Raw genomic sequence first — 19503 nt, 5'->3', positions numbered from 1 at the left:
TACGCCCACGTGGCGTCGAACCGGTCTGTCCCCGAGGCCCCCCTCATCCCGAGCCAGCGCGACGGCGACACCTTCGTCTACGGCGGTGCCCGTCCCGACGAGGGCCCCTTCGAGGAGTGGAACCCCACCGCGGAGTCCATCCGCCCGGTGCGCGGCCGGCATCGCGTCAGCAAGCAGCGCGGCGGAGGTCTCGCCCGCAGCTCCACCGTCCTGGGCGTCGGCGTCATAGCCGCCGTCGGCGCCGGTGGCATGGCCAGCGCCCAGACCGGCAAGCCGCCGGTCTCGATCTCCATGCCCGATCTCCCCAACGTGGGTTCCCTCATCTCCGACGAGGAAACACCCGAGGGTTCCGCCACCCCGCTCAGCAGCATCGGCACCGCGGGCGCCGACTCCGAGCAGGGCGCCGGCGAGGCGCTGCGCAGCCGGATCATGGCGCAGGTCGAGCAGCAGCAGGACCAGGCCGAGAGCAAGGCCGCCGCCGCTGCCGCCGCTGCCGCCGAGAAGGAGGCCGCCGAGGCCGCCGCCAAGGCCGAGAAGGAGGCCGAGGCCAAGGCCGCGGTCGCCAAGAAGAAGGCCGAGGAGGAGGCGGCGAAGAAGGCGGAGGCCGAGCGCCTCGCCAAGCTGGCCACCCAGTACGCGCTGCCGACCTCCTCGTACACGCTCACCTCGACCTTCGGTCAGGCCGGGGCCTACTGGTCCTCCGGCCAGCACACCGGCCTGGACTTCGCCGCCCCCAGCGGGACGCTGATCAAGGCGGTCCACACCGGCACGATCACCTCCGCCGGCTGGGACGGCTCCTACGGCTACAAGACGGTGCTGACCCTCGACGACGGCACCGAGATCTGGTACGCCCACCAGTCCTCCATCAGCGTCAGCGTGGGGCAGAAGGTCACCACCGGCGAGGTCATCGGACGGGTCGGCTCCACCGGCAACTCCACCGGCGCCCACCTGCACCTGGAGGTCCACCCCTCGGGCTCGGGCTCCGGCATCGACCCCCTGGCCTGGCTGCGGAGCAAGGGCCTCAACCCGTAACGAGGCGGTTCCCCCTCGCGTCCCGAACCCCGGCAGCCCGGACGGCATCCCCCCGCTGTCCGGGCTGCCGGTCAGGCGTCCGTGGGGTGCCCGTACGGGCGGGCCCACCCGGACGCGTACCCGGGGTGGGGGCGCTCGGCCGGGCGCGGGGCGGGGGCGGACCCGGATCCGTACCCGTATCCCCAGCCGTGGCCGTAGCCGTAGCCATGGCCATGGCCCCAGCCGTGATGCGGGCCGGGGCCGCCCGGGCCGGGGTGGCCACCGTGGTCGGGGCCGTACCCGGCGGCAGGGCCGTAGCCGTAGCCGTATCCGTGGAGGGTGCCGGGCGGCGGGGCGGTCACTCGGAGCGGGGGCGCGGTGATCCGGGCCGCGTGCTGCAGGGCCGGGCGGGCCCATTCCCGCCGCCGCCACACCGCACCGAGCAGCTCGCTCTCCCGGACGGCGAAGTCCGCCGGTGCCCGGCCCGAAGCGCCCCGGTGCCGCAGGGACGCCAGGGCCGTCGCCTCCGCCGCGTACCGTGCCACCTCCCGGGCCGCGGCCCTTCCACCGTGCCGCCGGGCGTACTGCCGGGCCAGGCGCCGGGCCCGCATCGAGCCGAGCGCGAACGGTTCCGCCGGCGCCAGCCATCCGGCCGCCGCGTAGGCGGGCAGCTCCGTGCGCACGATGCGCAGTTCCCGCTGCCGGGTCCACACCACCAGCCAGGTCAGCAGCCCGAACAACGGCACCATGAACGCCGCGTACACCGCGAGGAAGCCGTACTCGCCGAAGTTCGGCGAGGCGTTCCACAGCGCGTGCAGCCCCATCGCGAGCAGCAGCCCGGACAGGGGCAGCAGGGCCCGCCGGACCCGGCGGCGCTCGCCGGCCAGGGCCGCGAGGCCGAAGCCGATGCCGGTGAGCACGGTGAACAGGGGATGGGCGAACGGCGACATCACCGCGCGCACGAAGAAGGTGGCGGCGGTCAGGGAGGTCAGGCCGCTGTCGCCGGTCAGCCGGTCGGTACCGAAGGCGTTGCCGAAGTAGAGGATGTTCTCGGTGAACGCGAAACCGGTGGCCGAGAGACCGGCGATCACCACTGCGTGCAGGATGCCGCCGACGTCGTGTCTGCGGAAGAGGAGGACGAGCGCGACGGCGGCGGCCTTGGCAGTCTCCTCCACCACCGGGGCTATGACGGTCGCGCCGAGGGTGTCCGCGCGGCTCGGGTCGGCGGTGGCGGACGCGATCCACCGGGTGGCGAAGCTGTTGGCGACGATCGACATCAGCGCGGCGGCGCAGGCGCCCCAGGCGAACGCGAAGACCAGGTGTGTCCACGGGCCGGGCGCCACCCGCTGGAGCCAGCGGAAGGCGGTCACCAGCAGGGGCACCGGCAGGGCGGCCAGCCCGAGGCCGACGAGGAAGCCCTCGGTGCCGGTCTGGTCGCGGACCAGGGCCAGGATCACCAGGCCCGCCACGGCCAGCAGCGCGGCCGGCCCGCCGTACCGGGCCCAGGGCCGCTGCCACCACGGCGGGTGCCGTCGGGTGGTGCCCGGCGGTACGGCGACGAGGGCCGCGCTCCCGGCGGTGGGGGCCGTGTTTCCGGCGGCAGGTGCCGTGCTTCCGGCGGCGGCCGGGTACGGAGGCGGGGGACTGGTGGCCACGACATCGACCCTCACGAGACGGGGCTCCGCCCGCAGGAGCGCGGAACGGCTCAGGCGCCGGTGGAAGGCCGGTCGTCGTGCGGTACGCGACGGAACAGCAGGTCGTTCACGACATGGCCCTTGTCCAGTCCCTGGCTCTCGAAACGGGTCAGCGGCCGGAAAGCAGGCCGTGGCGCGAAACCGCCGTCCTCCTGGGTGTTCTCGAAGTCCGGATGCGCGCTCAGCACCTCCAGCATGTGCTCCGCGTACGGCTCCCAGTCGGTCGCGCAGTGCAGCACCGCGCCCGGCCGGAGCCGGCTCGCCGCCAGCGACAGGAACTCCGGCTGGATCAGGCGCCGCTTGTGGTGCCGCTTCTTGGGCCACGGGTCGGGGAAGTAGACGCGCAGCCCGTCCAGCGAGTCGGGGGTGAGCATCTCCCGCAGCAGGATGATCGCGTCCCCGTTGCCGACCCGGACGTTGGTGAGGCCCCGCTGGTCGGCGAGGTTGAGCAGATGGCCCTGGCCGGGGGTGTGCACGTCCACCGCGAGGATGTTGGTGCCGGGGTCGGCGGCGGCCATCCGCGCGGTGGCCTCGCCCATGCCGAAGCCGATCTCCAGCACGACCGGGTTGCCGTTGCCGAAGAACCGGGCGAGGTCCAGAGGCCCGCGTCCGTCGATGTCGAAGCCCCACCGGGGCCAGAGCCGCTGCAGGGCGTCCGCCTGCCCGGCGGTCACCCGGCTCCGGCGCGGCTGGAAGCTGCGGATCCGCCGCTCGAAGTGGGACCCGGCGGGGTCGGCCTTCGGGCCGTCGGGGAACCGCGGTTCGCCCTTCGCGCGGGTGTGCCGGATCGACACCCCGGGCGCGTGCGGGGTGTCTTCACCGGGCGCGGGGCGGGGTGCTTCAGGGGTGTTCACGGAGTCAGACACAGTGCTTCCGAGTCTACGGCGGTCCGGTCGGAGGGCGAGATCACGCCGGGTCGGAGGCGGAACGGTGCGGTGGGGTGCGGTCCGGTGCAGTCCCGTGTGTCCGGTGCAGCCCGGTGCGGTCCGGTGTCCGGTGCCGCCCGGTCCGGAGGCTGACGGGTCCGGTGCCCCCGGTCCGGAGGAGGAGCGGCCGGTGCCCCCCGGTCGGCGGGGGAGGGTTCGGCGATCACGGGGTTCGCAGCCCCGGGCCGGTGTGGTGGTCAGCGGTTCGGCTGCCCGAGCCGGTTCGGGGATCAGCGGTCGGCGCTTCGCGCTTCGCGGCCCCGCGACGGGGTCAGCGGTCGGTCTCCGCCAGGGCGGCCAGGGCGCGGCGGGCGACCTCGCGGCCGATGGGGAGGGAGGCGGTGGCGGCGGGGGAGGGGGCGTTCAGGACGTGCACCGCTCGCGGTGTCTCCCGGATGAGGAAGTCGTCGGCCAGCGTGCCGTCCCGCAGGACCGCCTGGGCCCGTACGCCCGCCGGCGCCGGGATCAGGTCGTCCTCCGTCACCGCCGGCAGGAGCCGTCGCACGGCACGGGTGAACGCCTGCTTGGACAGCGAGCGGTGCAGCTCGCCCGCGCCGTGGCGCCAGTGGCGGCGGGCCAGCCGCCAGGAGCCGGGCCAGGCCAGGGTGGTCGCCAGCTCGCGGGGGCGGACCGCGCGCCGGTCGTAACCCTCGCGCGCCGAGGCGGGCACCGCGTTCGGACCCACGTGGACGCCCCCGTCGACCCCGCGGGTGAGGTGGACGCCGAGGAAGGGGAACGCGGGGTCGGGCACCGGATAGACCAGCCCGCGGACCAGGCCGGGGCGGGCCAGTTCGTAGTACTCGCCGCGGAACGGCACGATGCGCACGCCGGGGTCGTCGCCCGTGAGCCGGGCGACCGTGTCGCAGTGCAGCCCGGCGCAGTTCACCAGGACCCGGCCCCGGACGACGTCACCCGCCGCCGTCCGCACGGCGACCCCGCGGTCGGGTCTGCGGTCGACGCGCACCACCCGGGCGCCGTAGCGGATCTCCGCGCCGGACGCCTCGGCCAGCTGCCGCGCCACGCCCGCGAAGTCGCAGATGCCGGTGGCGGCGACGTGCAGGGCGGCCAGGCCCTCGACCTCCGGTTCGTACGCGGCGGTCTGGGCGGTGCCGAGCTCGCGGACGGTCAGGCCGTTCTCCCGGCCGCGCTGGGCCAGGGCGTGCAGCCGGGGCAGTTCCTCGCGCGCGGTGGCGACGATCAGTTTGCCCGTGACGGCGTGGGCGATGCCGTACTCGGCGCAGAACTTCACCATCTCGGCGGCGCCCCGCACCGCGTATCGGGCCTTGAGGGAGCCGGGGCGGTAGTAGATGCCGCTGTGGATGACGCCGCTGTTGCGGCCGGTCTGGTGGCGGGCGGGACCGGTCTCCTTCTCCAGCACCGTGACCCGGGTGCCCGGTGCCGTGCGGCCGATCGCGTACGCGGTGGACAGGCCGACGATGCCGCCGCCGATCACCAGCACATCGCAGTCGTACGCCCGCCGCACCCGCGCCACCTCCCGGTCCGTCCGTTCGTCTGTTTCAGATCGTCTGTCTCGACCTGCCCGCCTCGGCTCGCCCGTCTCGATGTGCCCGTCTCGGCTCGTTCATCGTCCGGTCGTCCGTGTTCCGGTCGTCCGGCTCGTCACCGTGCCGGCTGCCGTCCTCCAGCATCGATAGTGCACCCTGCTACTGACAACGCCGCCCAACCGGGAGCCGGGCCAGAGAGCCGGGCCAGGAGCCAGGCCAGGGAGCCGGGCCCGGGAGCAGCTCCGCACCCGCCGTCCCCGGGTCCTGCCCGCCCCGGGGCCTCTCCTGCCCAGCAGCTCGCGGTCTTCCCCTGAAGGGGGCCACGGCCCCGCCCGGTGCCCTGCCGTGCTCCGCACAGCCGCCGTCAGGCGGGGGCGACCAGGAGGGGGCGGGCGCGCTCGCGCAGTTCCACCACGCGGGGCTCGTCGCCGTAGGGCTCCAGCCGGTGCAGGAGGTCCTTGACGTACTCGGTGGTGCGGGCCGAGGAGATGCGGCCGGCCACCTCGACCGCCCGCACGCCCTGCTCGCAGGCGGCGTCCAGGTTGCCCGACTCCAGTTCGGCGACCGCGGAGACGACGAGCCGCAGCCCGTGCGAGCGCACGAACTCCTCCGTCGGTTTGGACAGGGCCTGCTCGGTGAAGCGGCGGACCTGGCGGGGCGCCTTGAGGTCGCGGTAGCACTCGGCGGCGTCGGCGGCGAACCGGTCGTAGCCGTAGAAGCCGAGCCAGGAGGGGTCGCTGTCGCCGGGGCGGGAGCGTTCGAGCCAGCTCTCGGCGGCCTTCAGGGCGGCCCCGGCCGCCTGGGCGTCACTGGCGCGCGCGTGCGCCCGGGCCTCGACGAGGCGGAAGAAGCTCATGGTGCGGGCGGTGGCCAGGCCCCGGTTGCGCTCCAGGGCGGCCTGGGCGAGGTCCACGCCCTCGTCGCCGAACCCGCGGTAGGTCGCCTGGAGGGACATGGAGGCCAGCACGTATCCGCCGAGGGGCACGTCCGCGGCGGCGCGGGCCAGGCGCAGGGCCTGGATGTAGTAGCGCTGGGCGGCTTCCTGCTGGCCGGTGTCGAAGGCCATCCAGCCCGCGAGGCGGGTGAGTTCGGCCGAGGCACCGAAGAGGGCCCGCCCGACGTCGTCGGAGTACGAGCCCAGCAGCAGTGGCGCGGCCTCGACCCGTAAGCACTCGGGGACCATGGACGAACGCCAGTCGCCGCCGCCGTACTTGGAGTCCCAGCGCCGGGCGTCCTCGGCGGCCTCGCGCAGCTTCTGCACGTCGCTGTGGCCGACCTTGATCGGTGCGCCGGCGTTCTCCGCCGGGTTCGCCTCGCGGGCCACCGAGCTGTCGGCCGGGGTTATCAGCCAGCGCGAGGCGGGTGTGGCGTAAGCGCTCACCGCGAAGGAACCGGCCAGGGACTGCCAGATGCCGCCGGAGCCGGCGCGGCGGCCGGCGAGGTCGAGCCGGTAGAGGTCGGTGGCGGACTTCACCGCCTGGCCGACGTCCCGGGGGAAGGCGAGGCCCACCTCCGGTGCCGGGTCGGCGTCCGCCAGGCCGATCTCGTGCAACGGCACCGGGCGGCCCAGCTTCTGGCCGATGGCGGCGGCGATCAGGTGGGGGGCGGCGCCCTGCGGCACCATGCCCTTGGACACCCAGCGCGCCACCGACGTCTTGTCGTAGCGGAGCGTCAGTCCCCGCTGTGCGCCGAGGTCGTTGACGCGCCGCGCGAGGCCCGCGTTGGAGATTCCCGCGAGGGCGAGAACGGCGCCGAGTTTCTCGTTCGGCCCGCGTTGCTCCCTGGACATGCGCCACCCCTCGACACAGACGGCTGCCGCGCTGGCATAACCGTGCGGCATTCGTAAACCCAGCGTAGTTCGCCGCATCCCAAGCGTTAAGGGGCATTCTTCCGGATGGCGGGATTGTGGTCCGTACTGAAGTGCGGGTCCGATACGCGCAGTTGCGGCGTGCTCCGGTCGTGTGGCCGTGCGCCCGTGCATGCGCCTTTCTCCGGCGTTCGCGGGAGCGATTCCATGGTCCGTGCGTGGGTCGGCCCGCTGTACTGGATCCAGTGGGCTGGGGGACACCGCCGCCTACATCCCCGCGGGCGGCGGAACGGTCCGGGGGGTGTGCCTCGCCTCCCGGACCACGCGACCGCCCGGCGGTGCGCAGAACCTGCACGGAGCGTGTTCGAGGGTGCTCTCACCGCTCCGAATTGGCCGAAAATCGACCCCACGCTCCCCGGGTCAACCCCTTGATTACCACGGTACTTGACGGCGCGTCGGTGGTATTCGGGGCGCGTCAGGGGGGCGCATTCAGGTCGCAGCCGGCAGACGCCCGACGCGTCGGCCGACCGCGATCTCCCGCGGGCGAGCGGGCGTTCGACCCGGGGGAGGCGTATCCGCCGGGGCGCACTCACCGGAGCACATGCCGTTCCGGCACCCCTCTCCTGCGCCTCCTTCATGGCAGCATGGGGAACCGGTTCGTACGGTGCACTGGTTGTCCACAGCATGTGGAGGCGGCGATGCGGTGGTTGGTGGGGTGGAGCAGCACCGCCGCGGGGCCCGTGGCCACCGGATCGGCCGGGGCGACCGGCTACGACGGCGAGACGGTGCACCCGGTGGGCTCCCACCTCCTGTGGGGCGACCCCGACCCGCTGTGGGCGGTGGGCGACTGGCGCCCGGACGAGGTCCGCATCGTGCAGGCCGACCCGCAGACCCGGATCGCCGTCCTCGGCACCTGCGGCGCCTCCGACGAACAACTGCGGGTCGCGCTGTTCGCGGCGCGCGGCGGCGCACTGCGGCACCTCACCGCATGGCCGGGCAGCTACACCGCCGTCGTCCAGGTGGGCCGCCGGATCACCGTCTGCGGTGACCTCGCCGGTGCCCGGCCCGTCTTCCACACCCCGTGGTCCGGCGGCACCGCCTACGCGACCGCCGCGCTCCCCCTCGCCGACCTCGTCGAGGCCAACCTCGACTTCGGCCACCTCGCCGCGCTGCTCGCCGCCCCCGACGTCCCCGCCGCCCTCTACGACTCCACGCCGTACGACGGAGTGCGGCGCGTCCCGCCCGGCCACGCGCTGATCCTGCGCGCGGGGGCCCGGGAGATCGCCGGCTACGAGCCGGTCGCCTCGCTCGCCGTCGCGGCGCCCCCGGCCGACCCGGAGAGCGCGGTCGACGCGGTGCGCGACGCGCTCGTCGAGGCCGTCCGCACCCGCCTCGCCGCCCCCCGGCACGTCCCCGGCGCCGGCATCGACCCCGGGCCCGTCCCCGGCATGGGCCCCGCCGAACGCCGGGCGGCGCGCGGCATGCCGGTGCCCGGGATCGGGGCCGACCTGTCCGGCGGCCCGGCCTCCGCGACCCTCGCCCTGCTCGCCGCGGGGCTCCCGGGGATGCCGGGGACCGTGCTGGGCCACGGCACCGGGGCCGGGGAGCGGCTGCTCGCCGTGACCTTCAACGACCTGGTGGCCGGCGGACCGGACGACGAGGTGGGCCGTGCGGGCGCCCTCGCGGCGAACCCGCGCCTGCACCACGTGGTCGTCGCGGGCGGCGAGGACACCCTGCCGTACGCCGATCTCGACGGACCCCTGACCGACGAACCGGGCCCCTCGCTGGTGTCGGCGGCCCGGCACCGGGCCCGGCTCGCCGCGGGCAGCGCCGACCACTTCACCGGGTACGGCGCCCGCCAGGTGCTGGACGCCCATCCGGCGCGGCTCGCCGACCTGTTGATGGACCGCAAGCGGCGCCACCTGGTGCGGCCGGTCGCCGCGCTGGCGAAGGCCGACGGCTCCGTGATGGTCCCGGCGCGCGTGTACGCGGCGGCCCGCCGCCTGGCCCGCACGCCGTACCGGGCGGGACTGGAGAGCCTGGCGGAGCGCCTGCTGCACCACCGGCTCGACGACGACCCCGCCGGCGCGGCCGACGCCTCGCTGGCGGCGCTGACCTGGGGCAGACCCGGGCCGGCCGCGCGCTGGCTGACCGGGGAGGCACTGGCTGAAGTATCGGTTCGCCTCCAGGCGTCCACCCGGCGGTCCGAGTTCGGGCCCGTGCAGCGGCCCGGCGACTTCCGGGCCCGTGCCGCCCTGGCCCGGCACGCCGCCGACCTGCGGGTACTGGAGCAGGCGGCGGAGATCCGCTTCCAGCGGCTGCACGCGCCGTTCCTCGACAACCAGGTCGTACGGGCCTGCCGGGCCCTGCCCGAGGCGCTGCGGGTCCGGCCGGGCGCCCGGGCGGCCGTCCTGCGCACCGTGCTGGAGGGCGCCGGCGTACGGGAGTTGCCCGAAGGGTGGGGCGCACCGCCCCGGGTCGCCCCGACGACCGCCGCGCGCACCGGACTGCGGGTCGCCTCGGATGCGCTGATCATGCTGTTCGACACGCCCCTGCTCGCGGAGGCCGGGCTGGTCGAGGCCCGCGTGGTGCGGAAGGCCCTGCGCGGAGCGGCACAGGGCGAACCCCTGCCCCTGGACGGCCTGGCCGACCTCGTCGCCCTGGAACTGTGGCTCCGGCGGCTGCTGGCCCGGCGGGGCACCTGCTGGACGGGCACCCCGGCCCGGCAGCGCGCGGTACCGGGCGGCATCGCGCCCCGCCGCGGAGCCCTCGGCGCGGGCGCCGGCACCCCGTAGACCCGACGACCACCGCGTCCGGGGGCCGGCCGCGGCGGACCGTGCGCCACCGCCCGCCGGTATCGGCCGCGGTGGGGTGGGCGGTGCCGCTCGGCTTGCCCGGTTCGGCCGCGGTGGGGTGGGCGGTGGTCCTTGGGCCCGCCCGGTTCGGGCGGGGTGAGGTCGGCGGTGGCCCTGGGGCCCGCCCGGTCCCGGATCAGCCGCGGGTGGGGTGGAGGGCGCCCCGGCCCGCGCGGTGCGGTGGCGGGCGAGGGGGAGCCCTGGCCCCCCCGCGCACGCCGCTCAGCCGCAGGTGAAGCGGGACTGGGCCCAGTCGGCGAGCGCCAGGCCGTCGAAGGGGCCGACCGGTCGCACCACCAGGCGGACGGTCTCGCGTCCCGTGAGATCCACGTGGACCGGAACCGCCGGGTCACCGCCCTGCACCACGCCGGAGTTCCACAGCGGGACCCCGTCGGCGTGCACCGAGAAGGTGACGCTGCCCCGTTTCATCAGCAGGTCGTCCACGCCGACCAGCGCGTCGTACGCGGTGCAGGGGCGGTTGAGGTCGATGGTCACCGAGGACCGGCCGTGCACGGTCACGCCGTGCGCGTACCGCTGACCGGCGACGGACAGGCCCGACCGCTGCCACACCCAGCTGCTGGCACCGATCCGCATCTCCGGGGCGGTGCCGTCGCCGGTGATGTCGTACGACAGCCCGCTCCACGGGTGGACCGCCGGGGCGGGCGGCGGCGGGGGCGGCTGGGGAGCCGGCGGGGGCGGCGTCGGCGTGGGCGTGGGCGCGGGCCGCGGGGGCGGCTCGGCACCGGGGGCCGGCGGCGGTGTCGGGGCCGGGGTGGGCCGGGGACTGGGCGTCGGGTCGGGTGACGGGGGCGGCGCGGGCGTGGGCCGGGCGGGCGCCGCGGCCGGGGGAGCCGGCGGCGCGGGCTCGGGTGTCTTCTCCGGGGGCGGAGGCGGTTCCTCCTCCTGCACCACGGGGGCGGAGGGGGCCGGGGCGGCGCGCGGTGGCTCCGGCGGGGCCTCGTTGCCGGACAGGGCGATGGCGAGGGCGGCGGCCGCCGCCACCGCCGTGACACCGGCGGCGATGCCCGCCTTCATCGGCGCCCCCATGCCCTCGGACGCGAGACCGCCCGCCGCACCGCCTCCGGTGGCACCACCGCCGGCCGCGCCCCCGGCGGCGGCGCTCGCGGCGCCCGCCGCACCGGCCGCCGTGGTGCCGCCCGCGACGAGCGCGGCCACCTTGGCGTAGCCCGCGGCGCCGAACCAGCCGATGACGGCGACCGGGACGACGGCCGGGATGCCCCCGGCGACCTCCTGGATCTGCGCCGCCGCCAGCCGGCACCGGGCACACTCGTCGAGGTGCTGGCGCAGTCCCCGCTCGGCGCGGGTGCGCAGCCGGCCCCGGGCGTACGTGCCGAGCTGGTCCGCGTGCCGGGCGCAGTCCTCGTCCTCGGCGAGCGCCGCGCTCACATGGGCCTGGAGGTACGCCTGCTTCAGGCCCTCGCGGGCCCGGCTGGCCAGGACCCGGGTGCCGTTGGCGTCCAGGCCGAACAGCGGGGCGACCTCGCTCGGCGACTCGTCCTCGACCTCCGTGTGCCACAGCACCGCCTGCCACCGCTCCGGCAGGGACCGGAAGGCCTGCATGGCCAGCGACTGGTCGGCCTCGTGCAGGGCGCGCACGTCCGCGGCCAGTTCGAGGGTGTCGGTGTCGGAGGCGTCGGACAGCTGGGCGGCCTGCACGGCGAACACCGCGAAGTCGTCGACGAGTTGCTCGCGCTTGGCCGACTGCGTCCAGGTCGCCGCCACCCGGCGCACGGAGGTGAGCAGATAGGCCCGCACGGCGTGCTCGGGACCCGAACCGCCGCGCACCGCCTGGAGCATGCGGGCGAACACCTCGGCGGTCAGGTCGTCGGCGGTGTGACCGTCCCGGCAGCAGGTGCGCGCGTACCGGCGCACCGCGGGCGCGTGGCGCCGGTACAACTCCTCGTAGGCCGCGTCCTCACCGGACCGCATGCGGGCGATGAGGTCGGAGTCGGCCGACGGCAGTCCGGACCCGGTCAGCCGGTCGCGCTGGGCCGGGACGCCGTCCTCCGGCGGCACGCCGGTGCGCCGCGCCTGGCTCGGTACCTGCGGCGAACCGTCACTGCGCGGCCCGTCACCGCGGGACTCGTCCCGCCCCTCAACGCTCATCGCGGAAAGCCCCCGCCACCCTGCCCACACCCGTTCCGGACACGGGTCAGGGTGTCACAGCGGTACCGGGAGGGGGACCGGGAGCGGCTGTCAACCACCCGTCCGTGGGACGGACCGCACGGGAGAACCGGCGCTCACCCGCGCGCGGGGCACGGGACGCCGGCCGCCCGACGCCGTCCGCGGACCAGCCGGCCGGGGACGCCTCGGTCCGGGCACGAGCCACCGTGCCGCCCCGGAGCGAGCTCCGTGCCGCCGGCCTCCGCCCCACCCGACGAGGCACCACCCCGGCGAGCCACCACCCCGGCGAGCCACCACCCCGGCGGGGCACCGCGAACGAGGCACCGCGAACGCGGCACCACACCGCGGCACCACACAACGCGGCCCCACCCCTACGAGGTGCGAGGCACCGCGACGACGCACCGCACACCGGACGGAGCCCGACGCGTTCGACCGGGCCCGACGCGCCGACCGGGCACGCCGCGCCGACCGGGCCCGCCGCGCCGACCGGGCCCGCCGTGGGGTGCCGCACGGTGCGCCTCACGCGCGTCCTGCATGGCGGTCCGGCACGGCGGTCGTGTACGGGGACCCTGCACGCGGGTCCTGAACGGATACGCCTCACGCCGGGCGCGAGCGCAGGCCCTCCAGCAGGATGTCCAGCAGCCGGGACGAGGCCGCCGCCTGCTGCGCCGCGTCCGGCAGGGACGGGGCGGCCGTGGCGATCACCAGGAGGACGTCCGAGACGGAGACGTCCGGCCGCAGCTCACCCGCCGCTCGGGCCCGCTCCACGAGCCGGCCCACGACCTCCAGCAGTTCGCCCGCCCCGGCGTCGTCCCGCGGGGCGACCGCCGCCGTCTGTTCCGGCACCAGCCGCAGCTCGCCCGCACCCGGCTGCACCCGCTGCTGCGGCACGCGCGCGTGCTCCGCCGTCCCGCGCTCCTCCGCGACGCCCACCCGCAGCACCTGCGGCGGCAGCAGCCGCCCGGCGCCCGAGGCGACCGACGTGCGCAGGAAGCGCGACAGCGCCGACCACGGCTCGTCCTCCTGCCCGAGGGCCGCCCGCGCCTGCTCGGTCAGCCGGGAGGTCTCCTCCTCGGCTATGCGCCGCACCAGCACGTCCTTGCTCGGGAAGCGCCGGTACACCGTGCCCACCCCGACGCGTGCGCGGCGGGCCACGTCCTCCATCGGGGCGCCGTAACCGAGCTCACCGAACACCTCGCGCGCCGCGCGCAGGACATGCTCGAGATTGCGCTGGGCGTCCACGCGCAGCGGCGCCGTGCGCGGTCCGTCCGCGCGTCCGTTCTTCGTCGCCGCGCTCATCGTGGTGCCGGGCACCACGGCGGACGCGGACGACCATTGAGAATCCTGAACATGCATACGCTTTCCCCCGGTAATGACGTCTCCCCCCGGAGACTTCTCCGCGCCATTGATGGCCGGGGCTGCGGAACGAGCCCGGTGACCGACCCCGCCCGTCGCGGACCCGATGAGCGCATCCCCCTACACCCCGTCGACACACGAACATAGTTGAGAGGAAGTCAATTCAGAAGGGGGACGTTCCGCTCGGGAGGGTCCCCGACCGGAGCACACGGCGCATTCGTCCGGAATGCGCCCCCTTAGCGATGCCCCGACATGCCGCCCCACCTGCGAAAAGTCTCCTTGGCCGGGCATTTCGGCCAAGTCCGCCGGGATGCCGTCCGGCCGTCACACAATGCGTCGGGGCTGTGGACAAACGCGAGCGGCGGGTGCGTCATGGGATAGTGAAGGAACGTGCGCGCATTCTCGTTGTCGGCGGCGGCTACGTCGGGATGTACACGGCTCTGCGGCTGCAGCGGAAGCTGAAACGGGAACTCGGCCGGGGCGAGGCCGAGATCACCGTGGTCACCCCGGACCCCTACATGACGTACCAGCCCTTCCTCCCGGAAGCCGCCGCCGGGGCGATCTCCCCCCGGCACGTCGTCGTCCCCCTGCGCCGGGTCCTGGACCGGTGCCGCATCGTCATCGGTGAGGCCACCGCCGTCGACCACGCCCGGCGCACCGCGACCGTCACCACGCTCGCCACCGGCGAGGAGGGCACCGGCGGCCGGGTCCTGGCCTACGATCACCTGGTGCTCGCCCCCGGCTCCGTCTCGCGGGCCCTGCCGATCCCCGGCCTGGCCGAGCACGCCATCGGCTTCAAGACCGTGGAGGAGGCCATCGGGCTGCGCAACCACGTCCTCGAACAGATGGACATCGCCTCCTCCACGCGGGACCCCGCGCTCCGCGACGCCGCCCTCACCTTCGTCTTCGTCGGCGGCGGCTACGCCGGGGTGGAGGCCCTCGGCGAACTGGAGGACATGGCCCGCTACGCCACGCGGTACTACCACAACCTCCGCCCCGAGGACATGAGGTGGGTGCTGGTGGAGGCGACCGGCCGCATCCTCCCCGAGGTCGGCGAGGAACTCGGCCGCTACACCGTCACCGAACTGCGCCGCCGCAACATCGACGTCCGCCTGGAGACCCGCCTGGACTCCTGCGCCGACCGCGTCGCCGTCCTCAGCGACGGCTCCCGCTTCCCCACCCGCACCGTCGTGTGGACCGCGGGCGTCAAACCGCACCCGGTGCTCGCCGCCACCGACCTGCCCCGCACCGCACGCGGACGCCTGCGGTGCACCCCCGAACTGGCCGTGGAGGGCACCACGCACGCCTGGGCGGCGGGTGACGCCGCGGCCGTCCCCGACGTCACCGCGCGCGAGGCCGGCACGGAGTGCGCCCCCAACGCCCAGCACGCCCTGCGGCAGGCCCGCACCCTCGGCGACAACATCGTCCACGCCCTGCGCGGCGAACCCCTCCGGACGTACTCCCACGCGTACGCGGGCTCCGTGGCCTCGCTCGGCCTGCACAAGGGGGTCGCCCACGTGTACGGCCGGAAGCTCAAGGGCTACCCCGCCTGGTTCATGCACCGCACCTACCACCTCAGCCGCGTGCCGACCTTCAACCGCAAGGCGCGGGTGGCCGCCGAATGGACCCTCGCCGGGCTCTTCAAACGGGAGATCGTCTCGCTGGGATCCCTCGAACACCCGCGTGCCGAATTCGAACTCGCGGCCGGTGGAAAGCCCTCTCACGACCCCCCGCACAACCCGAAGGGGTCGTCCTGACCGGACACGGGAACTGCACCGGCCCGCCCGGCGTCTGACGGATGTCGGCCCGGTCGGCGCCCTGTCAGACTGGTCCACCACCACGGGCGGGCCGCCCGCTCACCCGGCGCGTCCCGGCACCGGCCGGTCCCGGACTCCTGCCGGTCCCGGTGCGCGGCCGCCGACCACGACACGAGGCAAGGATTCGTGAACTTCACGCGCTGGAGCGCCCGGCTCCCCGGAACGCAGCGCCGCGCGGCAGCGCGGGCCGAGCACACCGCCGCCCCGGACCGGCGGGGGGAGGGCTCCGTCCCGGCCGCCCGCGCCGAACACCTCACCGACACCTCCCCGGTGCCCGCCGTCGACGAGCTGGGCGTGCGCGACGTCCTCGACCGCGTCCCCTCCCTCGTCACCCTGGTGCACGGACCCGACCACCGCATCGCCTACGTCAACGACGCCTACACCGCGGCCTTCGGCAGCCGCCCGCTCGGCGCACCCGCCCGCACGGCCCTGCCCGAGCTCGACGAGATCGGCCTGCTGCCCCTGCTCGACCAGGTCCTGCGCAGCGGCAGGCCCCGCACCGTCAAGTCCCGCAAGGCCCCCGGCGGCCGCTCCTACACGTTCACCTGCACCCCCGTCACCACCGGGGCGGGCGGGCAGCGCGGCGCGAGCGGGGAGACCGACGGCGGCTCGGGCGCCGCCGACGGCGTCCTGGTCTTCGCCACCGACGTCACCGACCACGCCGAGGCCGCCGAACGCCTGCGCGCCAGCGAACGCCGGCAGCGCGAGACCGCCGTCACCCTCCAGCGCTCCCTCCTCCCCCAGGAACTGGAGGAGCCCGACGACCTCCGCATCGCCGCCACCTACCACCCCGGCGGCACCGAGGCGGCCGTCGGCGGCGACTGGTACGACGTGATCACCCTCGGCGGCGGCCGCACCGCCCTGGTCATCGGCGACGTCATGGGGCGCGGCGTGCGCGCGGCGGCCGTCATGGGCCAGCTCCGCACCGCCGTCCGCGCCTACGCCCGGCTCGACCTCCCGCCGCACGAGGTCCTCCAGCTGCTGGACGGCCTCGCCACCGAGATCGACGCCAACCAGATCGCGACCTGCACCTACGCCGTCCACGACCCCAACGAGGGCCGCCTGGTGTACGCCTCGGCCGGCCACCTCCCCATCCTGGTGCGGGACGAGCACGGCACCGTCCGGCGAGCCGGCGAGCCCATCGGCCCGCCGCTCGGCACCGGCGGCTGGATGCACTCCTCCGGTGCGGTCCCCCTGGGACCCGGCTCCACCGCCGTCCTCTACACCGACGGCCTGGTCGAACGCCGGGACGCGGACCTCGACGAGGGCATCGCCGCCCTGGAGCGCGCCCTGGCCGGCGCGACCGGCACCCCCCAGGTCGTCTGCGACCGCCTGGTCCGCTCGGCGGGCGTCACCCCCGAGCACGACGACGACGTCGCCGTCCTGGTGCTCCAGCACCCCGCGCGCAGGGGCCCGCAGGGCGAGCTGTTCCGCAACGCCGCCCTGGATCTCCTCGGCGGTGTCGAAGCCGCACCCCGCGCGCGGGCCTTCGCCTCCGGCGTCCTGACCAGCTGGCGCTTCCCCACCGACCTGCACGACCTGGGCGTGCTGGCCGCCAGCGAACTCGTCGCCAACTCCCTCCAGCACGGCACGCCCCCCATGCGGCTCCGGCTGCGCCGCACCGACCGCCGCCTGATCATCGAGGTCACCGACGGCGACGACCACCTCCCCAGACGCCGCCGCGCGGAACCGCAGGACGAGTCCGGCCGCGGCATCTCCATCGTGGCCACGATCGCCTCCAACTGGGGCAGCAGACGCACCCCGGACGGCGGCAAGGCCGTCTGGTGCGAGTTCGCCCTGCCGAAGCCCGCCCCCGCCCGCTAGGGAACCCGGAACCGTCACGGACCGCCCCGCGAGACGGCCACGGAGGACGGCCACGGAGGACGGCGGCGAGGGAGCGGCGAGTGAGCGGCGAGGGACGCGCGGGGATCACTCCGCCGGGTGGCCGAGGGGTCCCCGCCGAGGGGTCCCCGCTGTCGGACCCCGCCCGGACCGGCTCAGGCGTGCGCCGCGGTCTGCCCCGCCGCACTGCCGCCCTGCGCCACCACCCGGCTGCGGGCCGGCAGCGGCTGGTTCTGCGCCTCGGTGAGCTGCCGCCCGAGCCGCACCGCGAGCACGGTGATCGACAGCGAGATCAGCAGGAAGACCACCACGTACGGGGCGTGCAGGGAGGCCCCCAGCGGCCCGCCGACCGCTGGCCCGACGGCCAGCGCCAGCTGCTTCACCAGGGCGAACGCCGAGTTGTACTGCCCCGCCATGCCCGTCGGCGCCAGATCGGCGACCAGCGGGGCGAGCGTCGGCGACAGCAGCGCCTCCCCGAGCCCGAACAGCGCGTACGTCGAGATGAAGGCCGCCGTCGCCATCGCCTGGCTGCCGTTGCCGAGCCCCGCGTACGCGGCGGCGGCCCAGGCGACGGCCCAGATCAGACCCACCGACGCGATGACCCGGGACCGCTTGCGCCCCTCCACGAACCGCAGCACCGCGAACTGCGCCACCACGATCACCAGGGTGTTCGCCGCCAGCGCCGTGCCCAGCGCGGACGTCGAGATGCCGGCCGCCTCGACCCCGTACGCGCTCAGCCCCGACTCGAACTGCCCGTAGCAGGCGAAGAACAGCACGAAGCCCAGCACGCACAGCTGCACCATGGCCCGGTTGCCCATCAGCTCCTTCCAGCTGCCCCTGGCCGACGGAGCCGCGGCGCCGTCCAGCCGCGGGGCGCGCGGCATCCGCACCGTCGCCATCACCGCGACCAGCAGCAGGAACATGGCCGCCTCGATGGAGAACAGCAGGGTGAACGACCCGGCCCGGTCGGCGTCGACCAGGTGCCCGCCGATCAGCCCCCCGACCCCGAGCCCGAGGTTCTGCAGGAAGAACTGCATGGCGAACGCCCGTGACCGGGTCCCCACCGTCGAGCAGTCCACGATCATCGTCGCGAGCGCCGGCTGCATCACCGCCTGTCCGGCACCGAGCAACGCGGCCGACGCCAGCACGGTGCCCGCGCCGGTCGACAGCCCGAGGCTCAGGGCACCGACGGCGGCCGTGGCCAGGGCGGTGAGCAGCACCGGCAGCGGGCCCCGCCGGACGATGGCCCGTCCGGCGAACGGCAGCACGATCAGTGCCGCCACCGCGAAGACGGCGAGGACCAGCCCGGCCGTCATGGCTCCCAGCCCGCGCACCTGCGCCACGTAGACGTACAGGTACGGGACCGTGAAACCCAGCCCGAAAGCGCTGAGTGCGTTGCCCACGTGGATCCGGCGCATCGCTGCGCCCATCGCCCTGGTCACGTTCACCTCTCTCACACGTTAGGAGTGAAGACTTAGAACCTAAAGTTCGAAGGTGAAGAGTACAGAGTGAAGGACTTCGATGCAAAGGTGAGGCGTGCCATACTGCGCCCATGAGCGACGCCCCCGGCCCCCGTGAACCGACCCTCGAGGAACAGGTCGCCGCGTACCAGCGGGAGTTCCAGGACCTCGACCCCCAGGTCGAGAAGATCGTCTCCGCCTTCACCCGGCTGAACCGCCGCATGAACGTCGCCTACGGGCGGCAGACCGCCGAGCTCGGCATCACCAACGCCGACTGGGAGGTCCTCAAGGCCCTCGTCCTCGCCGGCGCCCCCTACCGGATGGGCCCCAGTGATCTCGCGAAGCGCCTCGGCCTGACACCGGCCGCGATGACCCACCGCATCGACCGCATGGTCGCCGAGGGCCTGGTCGACCGGCAGCGCGACGAGGCCAACCGGGTCCGGGTCATCGTGGAGCTGACCCCCGCCGGGCACGAGAAGTGGGTCGAGGCCATGCGCCTCGCCACCGTCTTCGAGGCCGACCTCCTCCAGGACCTCTCCCACGAGGAGCGCGTCTCCCTGGGCGAGATGCTGACCCGCCTGCTGCGCAGGGTGGAGGACGACCAGCCGGACGCCGAGGGCCGGCTCTCCGACCTCGACGACTGAAGCGCCGGAGGAGCCGGGGTGCTGAAGGGTCGGGCGGGTGGGGTGGGGCGAGGCGGGGAGGCGGAAAGATCTTGACAGGGGCCCCTTGACACCGCCTCCTCCGGTCCGTAGTGTTCTCCGGGTTGCCACCGAGCCGTAACGGTTCCTCGGCAACACCTCCCGCCGCTCAAGCGGCACTCAAAACCTCAGCACGACCTCCCAGCGGGAACAATTTCGGCGTGCCCGAAATTGAATTCCCCGCCCCGATTTGGGAAACGCGGAGCAAGTCCGCTAAGGTTTGAGACGTCGGAACGGCCAACGGCCGGGAAGACGAACCCCGCTGACTGGGGATCAGGTCGAGAAAAGGATCTGATAGAGTCGGAAACACCGAAGGGAAGCGCCCGGAGGAAAGCCCGAGAGGGTGAGTACGAAGGAAGCGTCCGTTCCTTGAGAACTCAACAG

The 19503-nt window shown here is 74.9% G+C and carries 12 protein-coding genes; 5 read left to right on the top strand and 7 right to left on the bottom strand.

Annotation, left to right across the window (positions count from 1 at the left end; translation table 11 throughout):
* The first annotated feature begins 9 nt into the window (after positions 1-9).
* Positions 10-1032, top strand: coding sequence for a M23 family metallopeptidase (locus AC02VZ_RS24545; protein ID WP_476476398.1), 1023 nt, complete (start codon positions 10-12; stop codon positions 1030-1032).
* A 71-nt stretch (positions 1033-1103) separates the two neighbouring features.
* Here the strand turns inward: AC02VZ_RS24545 and AC02VZ_RS24540 are convergent, their stop codons facing one another.
* The 4 genes from AC02VZ_RS24540 to AC02VZ_RS24525 form a co-directional block, all read right to left on the bottom strand.
* On the bottom strand, positions 1104-2666 hold the full coding sequence (locus AC02VZ_RS24540; protein WP_476476397.1) for a PrsW family intramembrane metalloprotease: 1563 nt from the start codon (positions 2664-2666) through the stop codon (positions 1104-1106).
* A 50-nt stretch (positions 2667-2716) separates the two neighbouring features.
* The gene (trmB, locus tag AC02VZ_RS24535) at positions 2717-3571 is read right to left on the bottom strand and encodes a tRNA (guanosine(46)-N7)-methyltransferase TrmB (protein ID WP_432058064.1); all 855 of its coding nucleotides are present in this window, start codon (positions 3569-3571) and stop codon (positions 2717-2719) included.
* A 331-nt stretch (positions 3572-3902) separates the two neighbouring features.
* On the bottom strand, positions 3903-5114 hold the full coding sequence (lhgO, locus tag AC02VZ_RS24530) for an L-2-hydroxyglutarate oxidase (protein WP_476476396.1): 1212 nt from the start codon (positions 5112-5114) through the stop codon (positions 3903-3905).
* 386 nt (positions 5115-5500) lie between these two features.
* Complete coding sequence (locus AC02VZ_RS24525; protein WP_432058066.1) at positions 5501-6925, bottom strand: NsdA family TPR-like regulatory protein; 1425 nt, start codon at positions 6923-6925, stop codon at positions 5501-5503.
* Between the two features lie 716 nt (positions 6926-7641).
* Between AC02VZ_RS24525 and AC02VZ_RS24520 the strand changes: the two genes are divergently transcribed.
* Entirely contained in the window at positions 7642-9738 is a 2097-nt protein-coding gene (locus tag AC02VZ_RS24520) for an asparagine synthase-related protein (protein WP_476476395.1), read from the top strand.
* Positions 9739-10020: 282 nt separating this feature from the next.
* On the opposite strand, the gene AC02VZ_RS24515 is transcribed toward AC02VZ_RS24520, so the two are convergent.
* The gene (locus AC02VZ_RS24515) at positions 10021-11925 is read right to left on the bottom strand and encodes a sigma-70 family RNA polymerase sigma factor (RefSeq protein ID WP_476476394.1); all 1905 of its coding nucleotides are present in this window, start codon (positions 11923-11925) and stop codon (positions 10021-10023) included.
* 615 nt (positions 11926-12540) lie between these two features.
* The gene (locus AC02VZ_RS24510) at positions 12541-13299 is read right to left on the bottom strand and encodes a TetR/AcrR family transcriptional regulator (RefSeq protein WP_432058069.1); all 759 of its coding nucleotides are present in this window, start codon (positions 13297-13299) and stop codon (positions 12541-12543) included.
* Positions 13300-13676: 377 nt separating this feature from the next.
* On the opposite strand from AC02VZ_RS24510, the gene AC02VZ_RS24505 reads away from it, so the two are divergent.
* Positions 13677-15056: an NAD(P)/FAD-dependent oxidoreductase gene (locus tag AC02VZ_RS24505; protein WP_476476411.1), complete on the top strand. Its 1380-nt coding sequence runs from the start codon at positions 13677-13679 to the stop codon at positions 15054-15056.
* Between the two features lie 186 nt (positions 15057-15242).
* Complete coding sequence (locus AC02VZ_RS24500) at positions 15243-16940, top strand: ATP-binding SpoIIE family protein phosphatase (protein ID WP_476476393.1); 1698 nt, start codon at positions 15243-15245, stop codon at positions 16938-16940.
* Positions 16941-17113: 173 nt separating this feature from the next.
* Here AC02VZ_RS24500 and AC02VZ_RS24495 read toward each other — a convergent pair whose 3' ends face one another.
* Positions 17114-18388, bottom strand: coding sequence for an MFS transporter (locus AC02VZ_RS24495; protein WP_476476410.1), 1275 nt, complete (start codon positions 18386-18388; stop codon positions 17114-17116).
* A 122-nt stretch (positions 18389-18510) separates the two neighbouring features.
* Here AC02VZ_RS24495 and AC02VZ_RS24490 point away from each other — a divergent pair, with 122 nt between their 5' ends.
* Positions 18511-19062: a MarR family winged helix-turn-helix transcriptional regulator gene (locus AC02VZ_RS24490; protein ID WP_432058072.1), complete on the top strand. Its 552-nt coding sequence runs from the start codon at positions 18511-18513 to the stop codon at positions 19060-19062.
* Positions 19063-19503: the final 441 nt, after the last annotated feature.

Source organism: Streptomyces sp. 3-6, from assembly GCF_056323165.1.
This window is presented reverse-complemented; position numbering and strand designations above follow the sequence as displayed.